The organism is Cecembia lonarensis LW9 (genome assembly GCF_000298295.1).
In the GTDB taxonomy this organism is placed as follows: domain Bacteria; phylum Bacteroidota; class Bacteroidia; order Cytophagales; family Cyclobacteriaceae; genus Cecembia; species Cecembia lonarensis.
Genome location: NZ_AMGM01000023.1, coordinates 1 through 15,238, shown reverse-complemented (window position 1 = coordinate 15,238; position 15,238 = coordinate 1). Strand labels below are relative to the sequence as shown.

Sequence of the window (15,238 nt, the reverse complement as noted above, 5' to 3'; positions counted from 1 at the left end):
TTAGCGCAGGCCGTCCTATGGATGGCCTGTATTTTTTATAAACCTTGGTTTTCAAACAACGTTTTAAGATTTATCTGTATTGAGTTTTTAGATAGACTAAAAAGCAGTATTTTCAGAAAAAAAATACCATGACCTGGTTTGTATTGATTTCATTGTTATTGATAGGGCTGATATTGGTAGCCACTGAAATCCTTTTTGTTCCCGGGACAACCCTGGTAGGAATTGTTGGGCTGGTTTTTACGGCCGGAGGGATTTATTATGCCTTTCTGAAATTTGAACCTGGTGATGCATGGTTAGTCGTGGTGGTGACTTTAGTTTTAAACTTCAGCGCTTTGGTATATGGCTTCAAATCCGGCGTGTGGAATAAATTTGCACTCAAAGAAGCCATCACCAGTAGGTCTTTTGATGATCGCTTGGCTGGATTGGAAGTGGGTATGGATGGTAAGGCACTATCAGATATTAAACCCATTGGCAAAGCTGAGTTTGGGGAACGCATTTATGAGGTGAAATCAGATGCGGGTCTCGTGAGGGCCGGAACAAAAATTTATATACACAAATTGGAAAACAATAAGATTATCATAAAAACCTAAATTATGGAAATTACAGATTCAGCGTTTATTCTATTTGCCGCATTTGCTGCGGTCATTCTCTTATTTATCTTTCTGTATTTTGTTCCTATCAACTTATGGATCACGGCCATTTTTGCCAATGTACGTGTAAGCATAGGGGAGCTTATTGGGATGCGGATCCGAAAAGTACCGCCAAGTGTCATTGTCAATTCCCTGATCACGGCTACCAAAGCAGGGCTTGACCTGACCACCAACGAGCTGGAAACCCATTACCTTGCAGGTGGGAATGTGCCAAATGTAATCAGGGCACTCATTTCAGCAGATAAAGCCAATATCAACCTGAGTTTCAAACAGGCCACAGCCATCGACCTGGCGGGACGGGATGTATTTGAAGCGGTGCAGATCTCGGTAAACCCAAAAGTGATCAATACCCCTAATGTGGCGGCAGTAGCTGCAGATGGTATTCAGCTGATTGCCAAAGCCAGGGTAACCGTAAGGGCCAATATTGCCCAATTGGTAGGTGGTGCCGGCGAAGATACCATTTTGGCAAGGGTAGGTGAGGGTATCGTTACGTCAATTGGTTCTGCCAATAACCACAAGAGTGTACTCGAAAACCCTGATAAAATATCCAAGCTGGTATTAGAGCGTGGTTTGGATGCTGGAACAGCCTTTGAAATCCTGTCTATTGATATAGCTGATATAGACGTAGGAACTAATATCGGTGCTAAATTACAGATTGACCAGGCATCTGCTGATTTGAAGGTGGCAGAAGCAAAAGCGGAGGAGCGAAGGGCCATGGCTGTAGCTTTGGAGCAGGAAATGAAAGCCAAAACGGTAGAGATGAGGGCTAAAGTAATACAGGCAGAAGCAGAAGTTCCAAAAGCGATATCTGAAGCTTTCAGGACCGGTAAGCTGGGGGTGATGGATTATTACCGTATGGAAAACATCAAATCTGATACAGACATGAGGTCTTCTATTGCAGGTGGAGAAAGCAGTTCCTCTACTGACGCAAGCAAGTCCAAAGGTGGAGGAGATAAGAAGTAATGATAATTTCGGAAACTTGATTTCGGAAGTGGAAAGTTGAGTTTCTGCAAGTAAAAAAATCCGGCTCGATATTTTCAGCCGGATTTTTTTATTCCAATATCAATGCAACTGAATCTGCTTTTGTTCTCAACTTTAGCCATTGTTGAAAACGCTGCTGTTCTTGCCTGTTAGGTCTGGCCCTGAATTTGGCATAGGCAATAAGCAGTGTGTCCTGTTTGTCTTTTTGAAGGTCAGCCATGACAGCTCTGTTCATCGAAAAGTTCTGTAAGCTTGGATGGTTGATTTTGGCTTCTCTGGCAATATCCAATACCTGGTTGCTGGTTTGGGCGTATTCTGCCAGCTCCCTTTCCAGTAAAGCAATTTTTTGATCCTTATCCTGGATGAGCAGTTCATTTCTTTCATAAAGGTCTTTTAAAATATCAGATCTTAGGACATTGAGATCTGTACCTCTATCTCCGCTTTGCTTAACCTGCAGGTAGGTATTGCGAAGGTTAAAGCCTCCCAATTTCCTGGATAGAATTTCAATTTCTTCGTCACTTATCCTTTCGCCTATCAGTGTGACTTCAATTCTGGCACTGTCCGGATCATAGGAGAGGGATGAGGAAATCACCTGTGTTCTTGGGAATTCCATCTGGGTAGTAAGAAACTGTGTGGCAGTTTTTTCCCAGATGGTTCTTTTAACTATGTTATAAGCTAAGTAAACACTCGGAACAATGGTCAGTATAGTAAAAATGGTGATGTATGTTTTTACTGTTTTTTCCCGCTTAGGGTCTAAGAATTCCTTTTTAGGGAATTTCATAAAACGTACAATAAGATATGTGGATAAACTGATAAAAACCGAGTTGATGAAAAAGAGATAGAAGGCACCAAAGAAGTAGTAAAGGTTGGCTGTGGCTAAGCCGTAACCGGCCGTGCACAAAGGAGGCATCAAAGCAGTGGCAATGGCCACACCGGGGATGGCATTACTTTTTTCTTTTCTGGATCCTGCTACAATTCCAGCTAATCCTCCAAACAAGGCAATGAGCACATCCCAAATGGTAGGTTCTGTACGCGCAAGGAGTTCTGATTGGGCATCATCAAGAGGCGTAAAAGAAAAATAGATGGTACTCGTTAGTATTGAAATGATAACTGCTATACCCAGGTTCTTCATTGATTTTTTGAGCAGCTCAAAATCATTGATGCCGGCAGCCAAACCAATACCCATGATAGGACCCATCAGCGGCGAAATTAACATGGCTCCAATGATAACAGCAGTGGAATTGACGTTAAGTCCTACAGAAGCCACAAAAATCGCAAATATCAATATCCAAAGGTTGGCCCCTCTAAACTCTACATTTTTTCTTATGTAGTCAATGGTCTCCAGCTCGTCTTCTTTTCCTTCATGCAGGTCAAATCGATCTTTGAAAAAAAGAAGGAGCTGCATGATCCTGTTGCGGAGACTGATCGTTTTTTCGTTTGGCGTCATTTTTATTCAGGCAATTTCAACATGCCAATCTAAATAATTCTCAGATATGGTCCCTCATTTATTTTTACAAGGGTGGGGCATGGGACTTATTCCTTGGCAAGAATAACAAAAAGATTTCAGAGACTGTCAAGTAATTGAAGGATAAAAATCGATTCAAACATTTCTTTGTTTTTAAAGAATTTATATTTAATGTCAGGGCAGTGAATTGGCTATTCCATGCTAAAGTCTATTTTTGAAAAATCGGTTTACTTTTCAGAATTACAGCTACTTATATCTACTTTAGGGTGAGCTAAATTTTGCCCGACTAAAAAGATTAGACAGCCCTAAACCTTAAATAACTTAAAATAATATGCACTGACTACCAATATGTTTTTATATTTGTGATGTTAGCTATTTATTTCTTTGCTCAATAGTTTTTAGCTGTATGCAAGAGAGCAGGATATTAAAATTCATTTGGATTAACGACATGCAATTAGGCCGATGAGCAAAATTATCAACCGTATTATTTTTGTCGACGACGACACGATTCAGCACATGATCAACCGTAAAAATTTACAAAGGTTGAAGCCCGAAATTGAGCTTTTCTTCTTTGAGAACCCTTTCAATGCTTTGGAATGGATGGAAGGCAATGATGCTGATCTTTTGATTTTGGATGTTAACATGCCCGAGATGTCAGGCTGGGATTTCTTAGACCTGCTTCAAAAACGGGGTAAAACCATTGAGGTAAAAATGTTGACATCTTCTATGGATCCTTCGGATATTGAATTGAGCATGAATTATTCCATGGTCTCAGGTTTTTTAATAAAGCCTTTAAAAAACGAAATTATGGCCGAGATTTTGGGAGTTCTTCCTTAAGCTCAATTCTTTTGCCTAATTTAGCGTTTCAATAGCTTGGAGAGTTTTAAACAATATGGAAGATAACCGACCTATAATCAGTAATAAAATTGATGATTTTTTCAGGGGACTTGCAGATGCCTTTGCATTTGTCAAACGTTTTTTTCAGGAAGTTTGGTTTCCGCCCTATGAATTCAAAGAAGTACTTAGGCAGTGTTATGAAATAGGATACAGGTCTTTGCCCTTGATTTCCTTAACGGGTTTTATCATTGGTATTGTTTTTACCAATCAGTCCCGGCCCTCTCTGGCCGAGTTTGGGGCCACATCTTGGTTACCTGCACTGATTTCTATCGCAATAGTAAGGGCCCTTGGTCCCTTGGTAACTGCATTGATTGCATCAGGAAAAGTAGGGTCGAGCATTGGTGCTGAAATTGGGTCCATGAAAGTGACCGAGCAGATTGATGCGATGGAGGTATCGGCAATCAATCCCTTTAAGTATTTGGTAGTAACAAGAACTTTGGCCACTACCTTAATGATACCGGTTTTGGTCATGTATACAGATTTCGTAGCATTGATGGGGGCCTTTATAAATGTCAACCAAAATGAATTGGTGAGTTTATCAACCTTTTTTGTACAGGTATTTGAAGCCATTTCTTTTTTAGATGTGTTTTCTTCGGTGATTAAATCACTTGTTTTTGGCTTTACCATAGGAATCGTAGGTTGCTATAAGGGCTATAATTCGACGAAAGGGACAGAGGGCGTGGGAAAGGCAGCCAATTCAGCAGTGGTCATGTCCATGTTTCTGATATTTATTGAGGAACTCTTGGCACTTCAGATCGTTAATGCAATCCGATATTCCTGATATGAAAGAGCCGGTAATCGAAATAAGAGGACTTTACAAATCTTTCGGAGACAATCATGTGCTTCGGGGAGTAGATCTGGACCTATTTAAAGGTGAAAACCTGGTCGTTTTGGGAAAGTCAGGCAGTGGTAAGTCGGTCTTGATTAAAATTTTGGTACAGTTGCTCAAACAAGATAGTGGCGATATCAATATTTTGGGTCAGGATATTTCCAGGCTGAGTTTAAAAGCACTGAATAAACTCCGTCTTAGAATTGGGTTTGCTTTTCAGGCTTCGGCCCTATACGATAGTATGACGGTTAAGGAAAACATGGAGTTCCCTTTGACCAGAAATGTTAAAAACCTTACCAGAAAAGAAATCGATTTTAAAATTGAGCGGTTGCTGGATTCGGTAGGACTGCCAAATACCATCAACCAGATGCCCTCGGAATTGTCAGGGGGGCAGAAAAAGAGGATTGGGGTGGCAAGGACTTTAATCCTTAATCCCGAGATCATGTTTTATGATGAACCAACGGCAGGTTTGGATCCCATTACCTGTATAGATATCAATAACCTGATCAATCAGGTGAGGGAAGAGTATAAAACATCTTCTATTGTAATTACCCATGACCTTACCTGTGCTAAAGATACAGGGGACAGAATGGCCGTATTGGTTGAGGGACAGTTTAAAGCTGTGGGGTCCTTCGAGGAGGTATTTGAAAATGCCACTGACCCCAACATCAAATCTTTCTACGACTATAATTTCATCAGATAATGAGAAACGATAAGAAAAAAACCGTTATAGTTGGCATATTCGTGCTGATAGGAATCATCATTTTTGTGACCGGTATCATGACCTTAGGGGGTCAACAAAAGAAATTTGTAAAAAGTATTCAGTTGACTGCGGTTTTTGACGATGTGGCCGGATTGCAGACAGGGAACAATGTGTGGTTTTCGGGCGTGAAAATAGGAACCGTCAGAAGGGTTAACTTTTATGGTGATTCCCAGGTGGAAATCGTTATGAATGTGGAACAAAAAGCACAGGAATACATCCGGAAAGATTCCAGGGCTACTATAGGATCGGATGGTCTGATCGGGAATAAAATCATTGTCATCTATGGTGGGACAACGCAGGCCCCTTCCGTGGAAAACGGAGACAGACTGGTAGCAGAAATGCCTCTGGATACAGATAAGATGATGGAAACCCTTCAGGAAAATAACAAAAACCTGGTGACCATTACTGAAAACCTGAAAGTACTCACCGGGAAGATTGCAGAAGGCGAAGGTATCGTAGGTGCAGTGATGACGGACAGTGTGGTGGCTGATAATTTTAGAAATATCCTGACCAATCTGGAAAGGGCAACGGTGAACAGCAATAGGATGCTGGTAGAACTGAATAAGTTTTCCGAAAGCCTAAACAAAGAAGGTAATTTTGTGCACGATTTGTTACATGACAAGGAGATGTTTGAAAACCTCAAAGGTTCTATTGAAGGTTTACAGAGTACAGCAGAAAATGCCAAAACCCTGACAGATAACCTGAATGAGGTGACAGGCAAGTTTTCGGATAAGGACAATACGGTAGGTATGATTTTGAATGATGAGGAATTTGCGGAAAGGCTGAAAAACACGTTGATTTATGCGGACAGTTCAACCATGAACCTTAACCGTGGTTTGGAAGCATTGGAATATACCTGGCCTTTCAGAAGGGGATTTAAACGAATGAACAAAGCCAAGGAAAATCAGTAAAGTAGGATTTTATGCAAAATTTGCAATAACCCTGGGAAGTTGGTCAAATGGCTAAATTTCCAGGGTTTATTTTTTTTAATACGCTAAATACTTATAGTTGAATGAATCATTTGATCTTTCAAAAGGTTATATTTATGTACTTTTTAGTCCTTTTTGTTTCACTAATAATCCATTTATACCATGTCTAAAGACCCTTTTAAATCCAAGAAAACATTAGCCACCCCTCAAGGAGACCTGCATTATTGGAGTTTGAAATCATTACAGGATGCTGGTTATGCCATAGAAAGTTTACCTTTTTCCATAAGGATACTATTGGAGAATGCCCTCAGGAATTTTGATGATTTTGGTATCACAGAGGAGCATATAAAAACCATCGCTTCATGGAAACCCGAGCCCTCTGATAAAGATATCCCGTTTAAACCTGCAAGGGTTCTGATGCAGGATTTTACAGGAGTTCCGGCAGTGGTGGATATTGCATCTCTCCGGGCAGAGGCAGTACGGAAGGGAAAGGATCCTCAAAAGATTAATCCATTGATTCCGGTAGATCTGGTTATTGATCATTCTGTACAGGTAGATTATTTTGGCACCAATTATTCTTACCAAAAGAATGTGGAGGTGGAGTATGAGAGGAATGGTGAGCGCTATCAGTTTTTAAAATGGGCACAAAAAGCTTTTGATAATTTTTCTGTAGTCCCTCCAGGAATGGGTATCTGTCATCAGGTCAATCTGGAATACCTGGCACAGGGAGTCATCGCAAGAGAAGGAGCCGTTTTTCCAGATACCTTGGTGGGTACAGACTCCCACACCCCAATGGTCAATGGCATTGGTGTAGTGGCTTGGGGAGTAGGAGGTATCGAAGCAGAGGCGGCGATTTTGGGCCAACCTATTTACTTTATACTTCCTCAAGTAGTGGGGTTAAAGTTAACCGGTCAATTGCCCTTGGGAACTACAGCCACCGATATGGTGCTTACCATTACCCAATTGCTGAGGCAACATGGTGTGGTGGGCAAATTTGTAGAGGTATTTGGTCCGGGCCTTGATACCCTGACTGTTCCTGATAGGGCTACTATCTCCAATATGTCTCCGGAGTTTGGGTGTACGGTAACTTATTTTCCTATAGATGACAGGACCTTGAATTACATGGAAAAGACCAACCGTGCTAAGGCACAGATTGATCTGGTGGAGACCTATTGCAAAACCAATATGTTGTGGAGAGCGGATGAAGGAAAAATTCAATACAGCTCTGTCGTCGAATTGGATTTAAGTACGGTAGAACCTACTGTTTCAGGCCCTAAACGCCCTCAGGACAAAATTTTGGTCAGGGAGTTTAAGGATAAGTTCAGTGCTTTATTGGAGGAAGTTCATGGGAGGGCCTACATACCCATTGAGCAAAGGGAAGTGGGACGTTGGTATGGTGAAGGAGGCAGTCAGCCAACTGGTTCTGGCAGTGGTTCTATGACAGACATTGAGTATGAGACCAAGGTCAAAAATGGTCTCAAGACTGTTGTGGTAAAAATGAATAACGAGAAATTTGCCCTACATGATGGTTCTGTAGTAATAGCAGCCATTACCTCCTGTACCAATACCTCAAACCCTTCCGTGATGCTTGGAGCCGGATTGGTGGCCAAAAAAGCCAGAGAACGGGGATTGGATGTCAAGCCTTGGGTTAAGACTTCATTGGCTCCGGGATCTAAGGTAGTGACAGATTATCTGGTAAAGGCAAACTTATTGGATGATCTGGAAGCATTAAGGTTCCATGTGGTGGGCTATGGATGTACTTCATGTATAGGCAATTCAGGTCCTTTGCCAAGACACATTGCCAAGGCGGTGGAGGAAAATGACCTGGTGGTGTCTTCTGTGTTGTCAGGAAACCGAAACTTTGAAGCCAGGGTACATCCACAGGTAAAAATGAACTATCTGATGTCTCCCATGCTGGTAGTGGCATATGCTTTGGCAGGCAGGGTGGATGTGGATTTGAACCATGAACCCATAGGTTATGACCCCAATCTTGAGCCTGTCTATCTCAAGGACATATGGCCTTCCAATGATGAGATTTTTGAAGTGATGTCAAGGGTGCTTTCACCGGCTGACTTCGAGAAAAATTATGGAGAAATTTTTGAAGGCAATGAAATCTGGCAGCAATTAGCAGTTCCTGAGGATAAGATCTATCAGTGGTCTGAGGAAAGCACATACATCAAAGAAGCACCTTTTTTCAAGGGTATATCTGAAGAAGTGAAAGAAGCGGAGGACATAAAAAGCGCCAGGGTATTATTGAAACTGGGTGATTCTATCACTACTGACCACATCTCGCCTGCTGGATCTTTTTCTGAATTGAGCCCCGCTGGGAAGTATTTGTTGGAAAGAGGTGTGGAAAGAAAAGATTTCAATTCTTATGGATCGAGAAGAGGAAATGATGAAGTCATGGTCAGGGGAACCTTTGCCAATGTAAGGATCAAAAATCAGCTGGCGGAAAAAGAGGGGGGATATACCAAGCATATACCTTCAGGGGAGGAAATGTCGGTTTTTGAAGCCTCTCAAAAATACCGTCAGGAAAACACGCCTTTGATTGTGTTGGCAGGAAAGGAATATGGCAGTGGTTCTTCAAGAGATTGGGCAGCTAAAGGTACCAATCTCCTTGGGATCAAGGCAGTAATAGCAGAGAGTTATGAGCGTATTCACAGGAGTAATTTGGTAGGGATGGGTGTGCTTCCCCTTCAATATTTACCTGGAGAAAATGCAGAAAGTCTAGGCTTGGATGGAAAGGAAACTTTTCATATTTCGGAAATTGCTGAAGGTTTAACTCCACTGAAAAAGCTTAAGATAAAGGCTGAACAAGAAGGTGGAAAATTGCTGGAGTTTGAGGTTATCTGTAGATTGGATTCTGCCATTGAGATAGCTTATTATAAGCATGGAGGGATACTCCATTATGTTTTAAGAGATTTTATAAAAAAATAATATATTAATTATAATAAAAATTTATATAAAAACAGAGGTTGTATGTGTTTTAATGCATATAACCTTCTGTTTTTTGTAAAAAATACCTAACGTTAGGTATTTTTTGTTATTTATAATTTAACTAACTTGATTTTTATCAATTATTCTATTTTTCACTAAAACTATTTTTACATGTTACGGATCAAAAAGCATTGCCTTTACTGTAATTCGGTGATTTATGGAAGGGCGGACAAGAAGTTTTGTGGTGATGGCTGCAGGAGCAGCTATAATAATGCTAGAAAGAAGAATATAGAAGATGATGTGGTGGTTATCCGGAAAATCCTGATGCGTAATCGGAGAATTTTGTCCAATCACTTGAAAGACGGCATGGAAAAAGTGAAAATCCAGAAGGATAGACTTTCCATGATGGGGTATAATTTTAAATACCATACCCATCATTTTCTGCTAACCGAGAGTAAATGCTTTTGGTTTTGTTTTGAATATGGCTATTTAGACATGGGGGATGGTAAGGTTATATTAGTCAGAGATTTTGGAGAGAGATATCTACAAAAAATGGGATAAATTTCTTTACCTTTTACAAAATAGGTCGTTTATTCAGGTAGAGGTTTTAAAGTTTCTCACTTTGTTCCATAATCCCACTGAATATTACGATGAAATTGCTTTAGCGGAGTTTACAGCTTGGCTGTATAAGACAAAGAAGCCACCTTCTTTTGTCAATAAGTTGACCAAGGGTACCCAAAAGAGCATTAATGAACTGATACCGGAAAAGGTGCATCGTGTGATTACTTTTGCGATTGAAAATATGGTAAAAGCTGTATTGTCAGGGACAAGGTTCATCACACCTCATCCTTTTCCGGCTTTTTCTTTGGAGCAGCGGGAGGAAAAGGTCAGAAAGGTGATCCAAATCTATACACGGGCTGCATCAGCAGAAGGAGCAATTACAGGGGCTGGAGGTCTGCTGATGGGTTTGGCGGATTTTCCTGCCTTTTTAAGTATTAAGATGAAGATGCTTTTTGAAATTTCGGCCTCATACGGCTATGATGTCAGGGATTTCAAGGAACGTTTGTTTATGCTCTATATTTTTAAGCTCACTTTTGCCAGTCAGGAAACCAGGAATACGACCATAGATATTATAGAAAACTGGGGGGAATACCAGGAAAAATTTCCGGAAGGTTTAGAAGCGTTTGATTGGAAAACATTCCAGTTGGAATACCGGGATTATATGGACTTGGCCAAGTTGGCCCAATTGATTCCCATCATAGGGGCGGGTGTAGGTGCCATCGCTAATTTCAAATTAAGCGGTAAGTTGGCCGAAACGGCCATGCAGTGTTACAGGGGAAGGTATTTTGATTGGGATGCAGTGCGGTGACAGGGGGTTAATCGGTATTTTTTCCATTCTTAAACAGATAGCCTCATCCATAGAATAATTGAATGTCAACTTTGCTTTTTACATAACTTTGGGAACCTTTAAAAAAGGTATTGACCAGCATAATGAAAAGAGCAACTTTCCTGGTATTCCTGATTGTGAATATCCAGTATCTGGGTTTGGCCCAAAAAATCAATTCTGATTACCGTTTGCATATTTCAAAAATTTCAGATCCTATCAGCATTGATGGGGTGATGGATGAAGAAACCTGGCTTTCTGCCGAGGTGGCAACCGATTTTTTTATGATTACTCCGATGGATACCAGCTATTCACAGGTGAGGACAGATGTTAGAATGGCTTATGATGACAAATTCCTTTATCTCCTTGTGGTCAATTATCATGCTGTGGAAGGGCCTTATATGGTGGAGTCTTTACGCAGGGATTTCAATTTTGGCAAGAATGATAATTTCCTACTTTTCATGGATCCGTTTGATGATCAGTTAAATGGTTTTTCATTTGGTGCAAATGCAGCAGGGGCGCAGTGGGATGGAATCATGTTTGATGGAGGAAGAGTAGACCTGAGTTGGGACAATAAATGGATCTCTAAGGTGAAAAACTATGAGGACAGGTGGGTTTTTGAAGCGGCTATTCCCTTTAAGTCAATCAGGTATAAATATGGCATTAAAGAGTGGGGAATCAATTTCAGTAGACTTGATTTAAAAACAACCGAAAAATCGGGTTGGGCACCTGTTCCAAGACAGTTTCCATCGGCCTCTTTGGCCTATACAGGGATTTTGGTATGGGATAATCCACCTCCTGCCCCGGGTCCAAATATTTCTTTGATTCCCTACGGGTTGGCCGGAATGCGGCAAAATATACAGGAAGGACAGGCTCCAGGGTACCGCTATGACTATGGTATGGATGCTAAGATCGGGTTGGGATCTTCCATGAATCTTGACCTTACAGTTAATCCGGATTTTTCTCAGGTGGAAGTGGATAGGCAAATAACCAATTTGGATAGATTTGAGCTTTTTTTCCTGAAAGAAGGCAGTTTTTTCTTGAAAACGGAGACCTTTTTGCCAATTTTGGATATGAAACCATCCGGCCGTTTTTCTCCAGAAGAATAGGCCTGAATGCCCCGATCCAGGCTGGGGCAAGGCTAAGTGGGCGAATCAATAAGGATTGGCGGATTGGCGCCATGAACATGCAAACTGGGCAGGTAGAAGCTGATGACCTCGACGCCCAAAATTTTTCTGTCGTATCCGTACAAAGAAGGGTATTTTCAAGGTCCAATATAGGAGCCATTTTTGTCAACCGGCAGGTAGGAATGTTCAGGAGGCCATCCTATTTGGATAAGCCGGGATTTTCTGACTATGACAGAAACCTTGGCTTAGAGTTTAATCTGGCCTCCGCCAACAATCTATGGACAGGAAAAGCCATGGTATTAAAGTCTTTTAATCCTAGGGAAGAAGGGAGTGGGTTGGCCCACGCTGCTAACCTTCGGTATACCAGTGGCAATTTGTATTGGAATTGGCAGCATGAGTATGTTTCTGAAAATTATACGGCAGAAGTGGGTTTTGTGCCGCGTACTGGATTTTATAAGGTCCACCCTTCTGTAGGTTATTTGTTTTTTCCAAAAAGCAAAAAAATACTCAGTCATGGCCCTGAATTGAATTCAAGGATGTTTTTTGATACAGATTTTGCTCAAACGGATAATGAGACGTGGCTGGCTTACCGGGTGAGGTTCAGAACTCAGAGTAATTTGGTGGTATGGGGCGCAAGGGATTTTATTCAATTGTTGCAGCCTTTTGATCCCACCAATTTTTCCGGAGAAACCTTGGATGCAGGAACTGCCCATACCTGGTATGCTTGGGGTACAGAATATAGTTCCAAGCCCCAAAGTGTTTTCACCTATGCTTTTTCAAACAGGTTTGGAGGATACTTCGCAGATGGTAAGAGGTATAATGTTACAGGAGAAATGGGCTACAGGTTTCAGCCTTATTTTAGTTTGACCTTGAATGCCAATTACAATGAAATCCATCTTCCGGAGGCATGGGGGATTACCCGGTTTTGGCTTGTAGGTCCCCGATTGGATCTCACTTTGACCAACACGTTCTTTATCACTGCTTTTGTTCAATACAATGAGCAGATTGAGAATATTAATGTGAATACCAGATTGCAATGGCGATTTAAACCTGCCTCTGATATTTTTCTCGTTTTTACAGATAATTACCTTCCTGCACCTTTCTATGCCAAGGACAGGTCTATCGCCTTGAAGTTTACTTACTGGTGGAATATTTGATCTTAATTAGGGCGTGCTGAAAAACGCCAATTGGAGAAAAATTTCTTTCAATTTTGATGAATCCCCTATTTCTTAAGCGTAGTCTTTTTCAGCAAGCCCTAATTATTGTAGAGAAGTTTAAAGCACGTCCAGAATTTTCAGGAAAGAATCCTTGGTCAAGGGTTTGAAGGAAAATTGCACTACATCGGTAAACTGACTCGATTTAGTGATATCTTCAGGATTCACTGAAGAAGTAAGTATCGAGATTTTAAACTGTTTTCTAAATTCCTGTTTGAGGGATAAAAATTTATTTAAAAAGTCCCAACCGGAAAATCCCGGCATATTCAAATCCAATAAAATCAGGTAAGGCTGAGGAGGCGGTCCATTTTGAGTCACTACTTTTTGAATAAAATCAAAAGCTTCTTGACCGGATTGAAAATCTTTGATCTCGCCTTTGTATCCTGCCCTTCTGATAACTGTTTTATTGATCATATTGACAATTTCTTCCTCATCAATCAGAAAAATTGCCGGTAAGCTGTTCATCTCCATTACTCTCTGTCAAATTTAGATTAAAAATACACATTTAAATTGGAAAAGGCCGGAACTGAAGCATAACCAATCTGTCTTGGACAAAAGGTTCTCAATTTATATGATATTTCTGTTTTTCCTAGAGCCCTAAATGATCCATTTTATTTTTGAGATACCCTTCTTTTTCCGGTGCATGTACAAATAATTTGCCATAAATCCCTGCTTCTTTGGATAAGGCCCTTAGGAAGTTTCCTCCCGCAGGCAGTGTATTTGGTGCATGAAAATAAACCGGGTCTTCATAGGCTTGAAGTGCATCTACAATTTCCCAACCATCTTCCACCAAAGCATCCAATAAGTCTTCCAGAAAGAGGCTGGCAGCAAAGTTGTGGTGCAGCAATAGTACATGGTCTATTTTTCTTCCGGTGAGGACTGTGGCAAGGCTGTCATTGAAATTGGCCCTTTCCAGGTGATGCTGTACGTACCAATCCTTGAAATCACTGATATCTGCTTTAGGGTTACGTTTCAAGCGGCTTAGGAGGCGGCTGTTGATGTACCAATCTGACCCATCTATTGTCACATGCCCATTCCTGAAACCTTGGTCTTCTAAAAATTTCCTGAACCCATCCCTCTTCTCAATGGTTTCACCTTCTTTCAGATAAGGGAAGCGGAATAAGGGTACGGCATTTGAATATTGGGAAACAAAGGGCTTGTTTTTCAAAAAGTCATTCTTATAAAATTCCAGGCTGATTTGTTCGTTGCTAAAACTGGGATGGGTGTAGGTGTGATTGCCAATGTAATGACCTTGATCATTCCATTTTTGCAACATGGCTCTTCCCCTGGGACTGTTGAGCTGTCCTCCTGTAGCAAAGAAAAGTGCTTTGGCCCCATATTTATCCAAATGATTGAGGATGCGATCGTTCCATTCATCCAAGGTCATTCCTGGCATGTCACCTGTATTGCCATCGTCAAATGAAATGGAGATTTTCGCTTTGATTTTTTTAGGGGGAGGCGTTTCATCCTCGACAGCTATCGTGTCAAGTGGGGGGGTAAGGTTATGATTTTCAACGGTCAACAAAAAAAGAAGGAGATACAATAAATTGTATGTCAATATCATTACTGAGTGTTTATTGGTTTACCTAAGATAATATTGAGAAATAACATTGCAAAGTTTTATCCCTGTATTTTTTTAAAAATTTCCGAGTTTTTTAAAATAATCTTTGTTAATCAATACCTTAAGTAAGATTAGCTTTTTTTAAATTTTGTGAGGGTAAATTATTTCAGGGCCAAATGGTATGTGAAATCTCAAAAATGGTGTAAAATTTTTAACGTTTAATGAAATTGATAATCAATAGCTTATTAAAAGCATGATTTTTTTTAGGTCAATTGTATTTGTTAATTTCAAGCAAAGGGCTACCTTTGCACACCGTAATCTGATTCAGATTTCGGAAAGACATCAGGTATTGATAGGATGCTCCCCGAAAAATTTCGGGAGATAATTTTCAAAACCTTCAAACGATTAGAGGAGTGGCAGAGTGGTCGATTGCGGCGGTCTTGAAAACCGTTGTACCGCGAGGTACCGGGGGTTCGAATCCCTCCTCCTCTGCATTCAAAA

At 40.8% G+C, this 15,238-nt stretch carries 12 protein-coding genes, 1 tRNA gene and 1 pseudogene; 11 read left to right on the top strand and 3 right to left on the bottom strand.

Going from position 1 to position 15,238, the window contains the following annotated elements; all coding sequences use genetic code 11:
• Positions 1 to 128: 128 nt before the first annotated feature.
• Both B879_RS08995 and floA read left to right on the top strand, forming a co-directional pair.
• Positions 129 to 590: an NfeD family protein gene (locus B879_RS08995; protein ID WP_009184856.1), complete on the top strand. Its 462-nt coding sequence runs from the start codon at positions 129 to 131 to the stop codon at positions 588 to 590.
• Positions 591 to 593: 3 nt separating this feature from the next.
• Positions 594 to 1,613: a flotillin-like protein FloA gene (floA, locus tag B879_RS08990; RefSeq protein ID WP_009184855.1), complete on the top strand. Its 1,020-nt coding sequence runs from the start codon at positions 594 to 596 to the stop codon at positions 1,611 to 1,613.
• An 88-nt stretch (positions 1,614 to 1,701) separates the two neighbouring features.
• On the opposite strand, the gene B879_RS08985 is transcribed toward floA, so the two are convergent.
• Positions 1,702 to 3,078 (bottom strand): TIGR00341 family protein, encoded by a 1,377-nt coding sequence (locus tag B879_RS08985; RefSeq protein ID WP_009184854.1) that lies wholly within the window; start codon positions 3,076 to 3,078, stop codon positions 1,702 to 1,704.
• A 480-nt stretch (positions 3,079 to 3,558) separates the two neighbouring features.
• On the opposite strand from B879_RS08985, the gene B879_RS08980 reads away from it, so the two are divergent.
• The 8 genes and pseudogenes from B879_RS08980 (at position 3,559) to B879_RS08945 (ending at position 13,119) form a co-directional block, all read left to right on the top strand.
• A complete protein-coding gene (locus tag B879_RS08980) occupies positions 3,559 to 3,933 on the top strand; it encodes a response regulator (protein ID WP_009184853.1) in 375 nt (124 codons plus the stop codon).
• A gap of 55 nt (positions 3,934 to 3,988) precedes the next feature.
• On the top strand, positions 3,989 to 4,774 hold the full coding sequence (locus tag B879_RS08975) for an MlaE family ABC transporter permease (RefSeq protein WP_009184852.1): 786 nt from the start codon (positions 3,989 to 3,991) through the stop codon (positions 4,772 to 4,774).
• Position 4,775: 1 nt separating this feature from the next.
• Complete coding sequence (locus B879_RS08970) at positions 4,776 to 5,525, top strand: ABC transporter ATP-binding protein (protein ID WP_040400398.1); 750 nt, start codon at positions 4,776 to 4,778, stop codon at positions 5,523 to 5,525.
• On the top strand, positions 5,525 to 6,496 hold the full coding sequence (locus tag B879_RS08965) for an MlaD family protein (protein WP_009184850.1): 972 nt from the start codon (positions 5,525 to 5,527) through the stop codon (positions 6,494 to 6,496). Before B879_RS08970 ends, B879_RS08965 begins: the two co-directional genes overlap by 1 nt.
• A gap of 180 nt (positions 6,497 to 6,676) precedes the next feature.
• On the top strand, positions 6,677 to 9,451 hold the full coding sequence (acnA, locus tag B879_RS08960) for an aconitate hydratase AcnA (RefSeq protein ID WP_009184849.1): 2,775 nt from the start codon (positions 6,677 to 6,679) through the stop codon (positions 9,449 to 9,451).
• A 171-nt stretch (positions 9,452 to 9,622) separates the two neighbouring features.
• The gene (locus tag B879_RS08955; protein ID WP_009184848.1) at positions 9,623 to 10,012 is read left to right on the top strand and encodes a DUF2116 family Zn-ribbon domain-containing protein; all 390 of its coding nucleotides are present in this window, start codon (positions 9,623 to 9,625) and stop codon (positions 10,010 to 10,012) included.
• A 61-nt stretch (positions 10,013 to 10,073) separates the two neighbouring features.
• Positions 10,074 to 10,820 carry an EcsC family protein gene (locus tag B879_RS08950; RefSeq protein ID WP_009184847.1) on the top strand — a complete coding sequence of 249 codons (747 nt, stop codon included), beginning with the start codon at positions 10,074 to 10,076 and terminating at the stop codon, positions 10,818 to 10,820.
• A 122-nt stretch (positions 10,821 to 10,942) separates the two neighbouring features.
• A pseudogene (locus B879_RS08945) lies at positions 10,943 to 13,119 on the top strand (DUF5916 domain-containing protein).
• A 117-nt stretch (positions 13,120 to 13,236) separates the two neighbouring features.
• Here B879_RS08945 and B879_RS08940 read toward each other — a convergent pair.
• Positions 13,237 to 13,647: a response regulator gene (locus B879_RS08940; protein WP_009184844.1), complete on the bottom strand. Its 411-nt coding sequence runs from the start codon at positions 13,645 to 13,647 to the stop codon at positions 13,237 to 13,239.
• Positions 13,648 to 13,765: 118 nt separating this feature from the next.
• Positions 13,766 to 14,740: a polysaccharide deacetylase family protein gene (locus B879_RS08935; RefSeq protein ID WP_009184843.1), complete on the bottom strand. Its 975-nt coding sequence runs from the start codon at positions 14,738 to 14,740 to the stop codon at positions 13,766 to 13,768.
• 404 nt (positions 14,741 to 15,144) lie between these two features.
• On the opposite strand from B879_RS08935, the gene B879_RS08930 reads away from it, so the two are divergent.
• Positions 15,145 to 15,229 (top strand) — tRNA-Ser (locus B879_RS08930).
• The last annotated feature ends 9 nt before the right edge of the window (positions 15,230 to 15,238 follow it).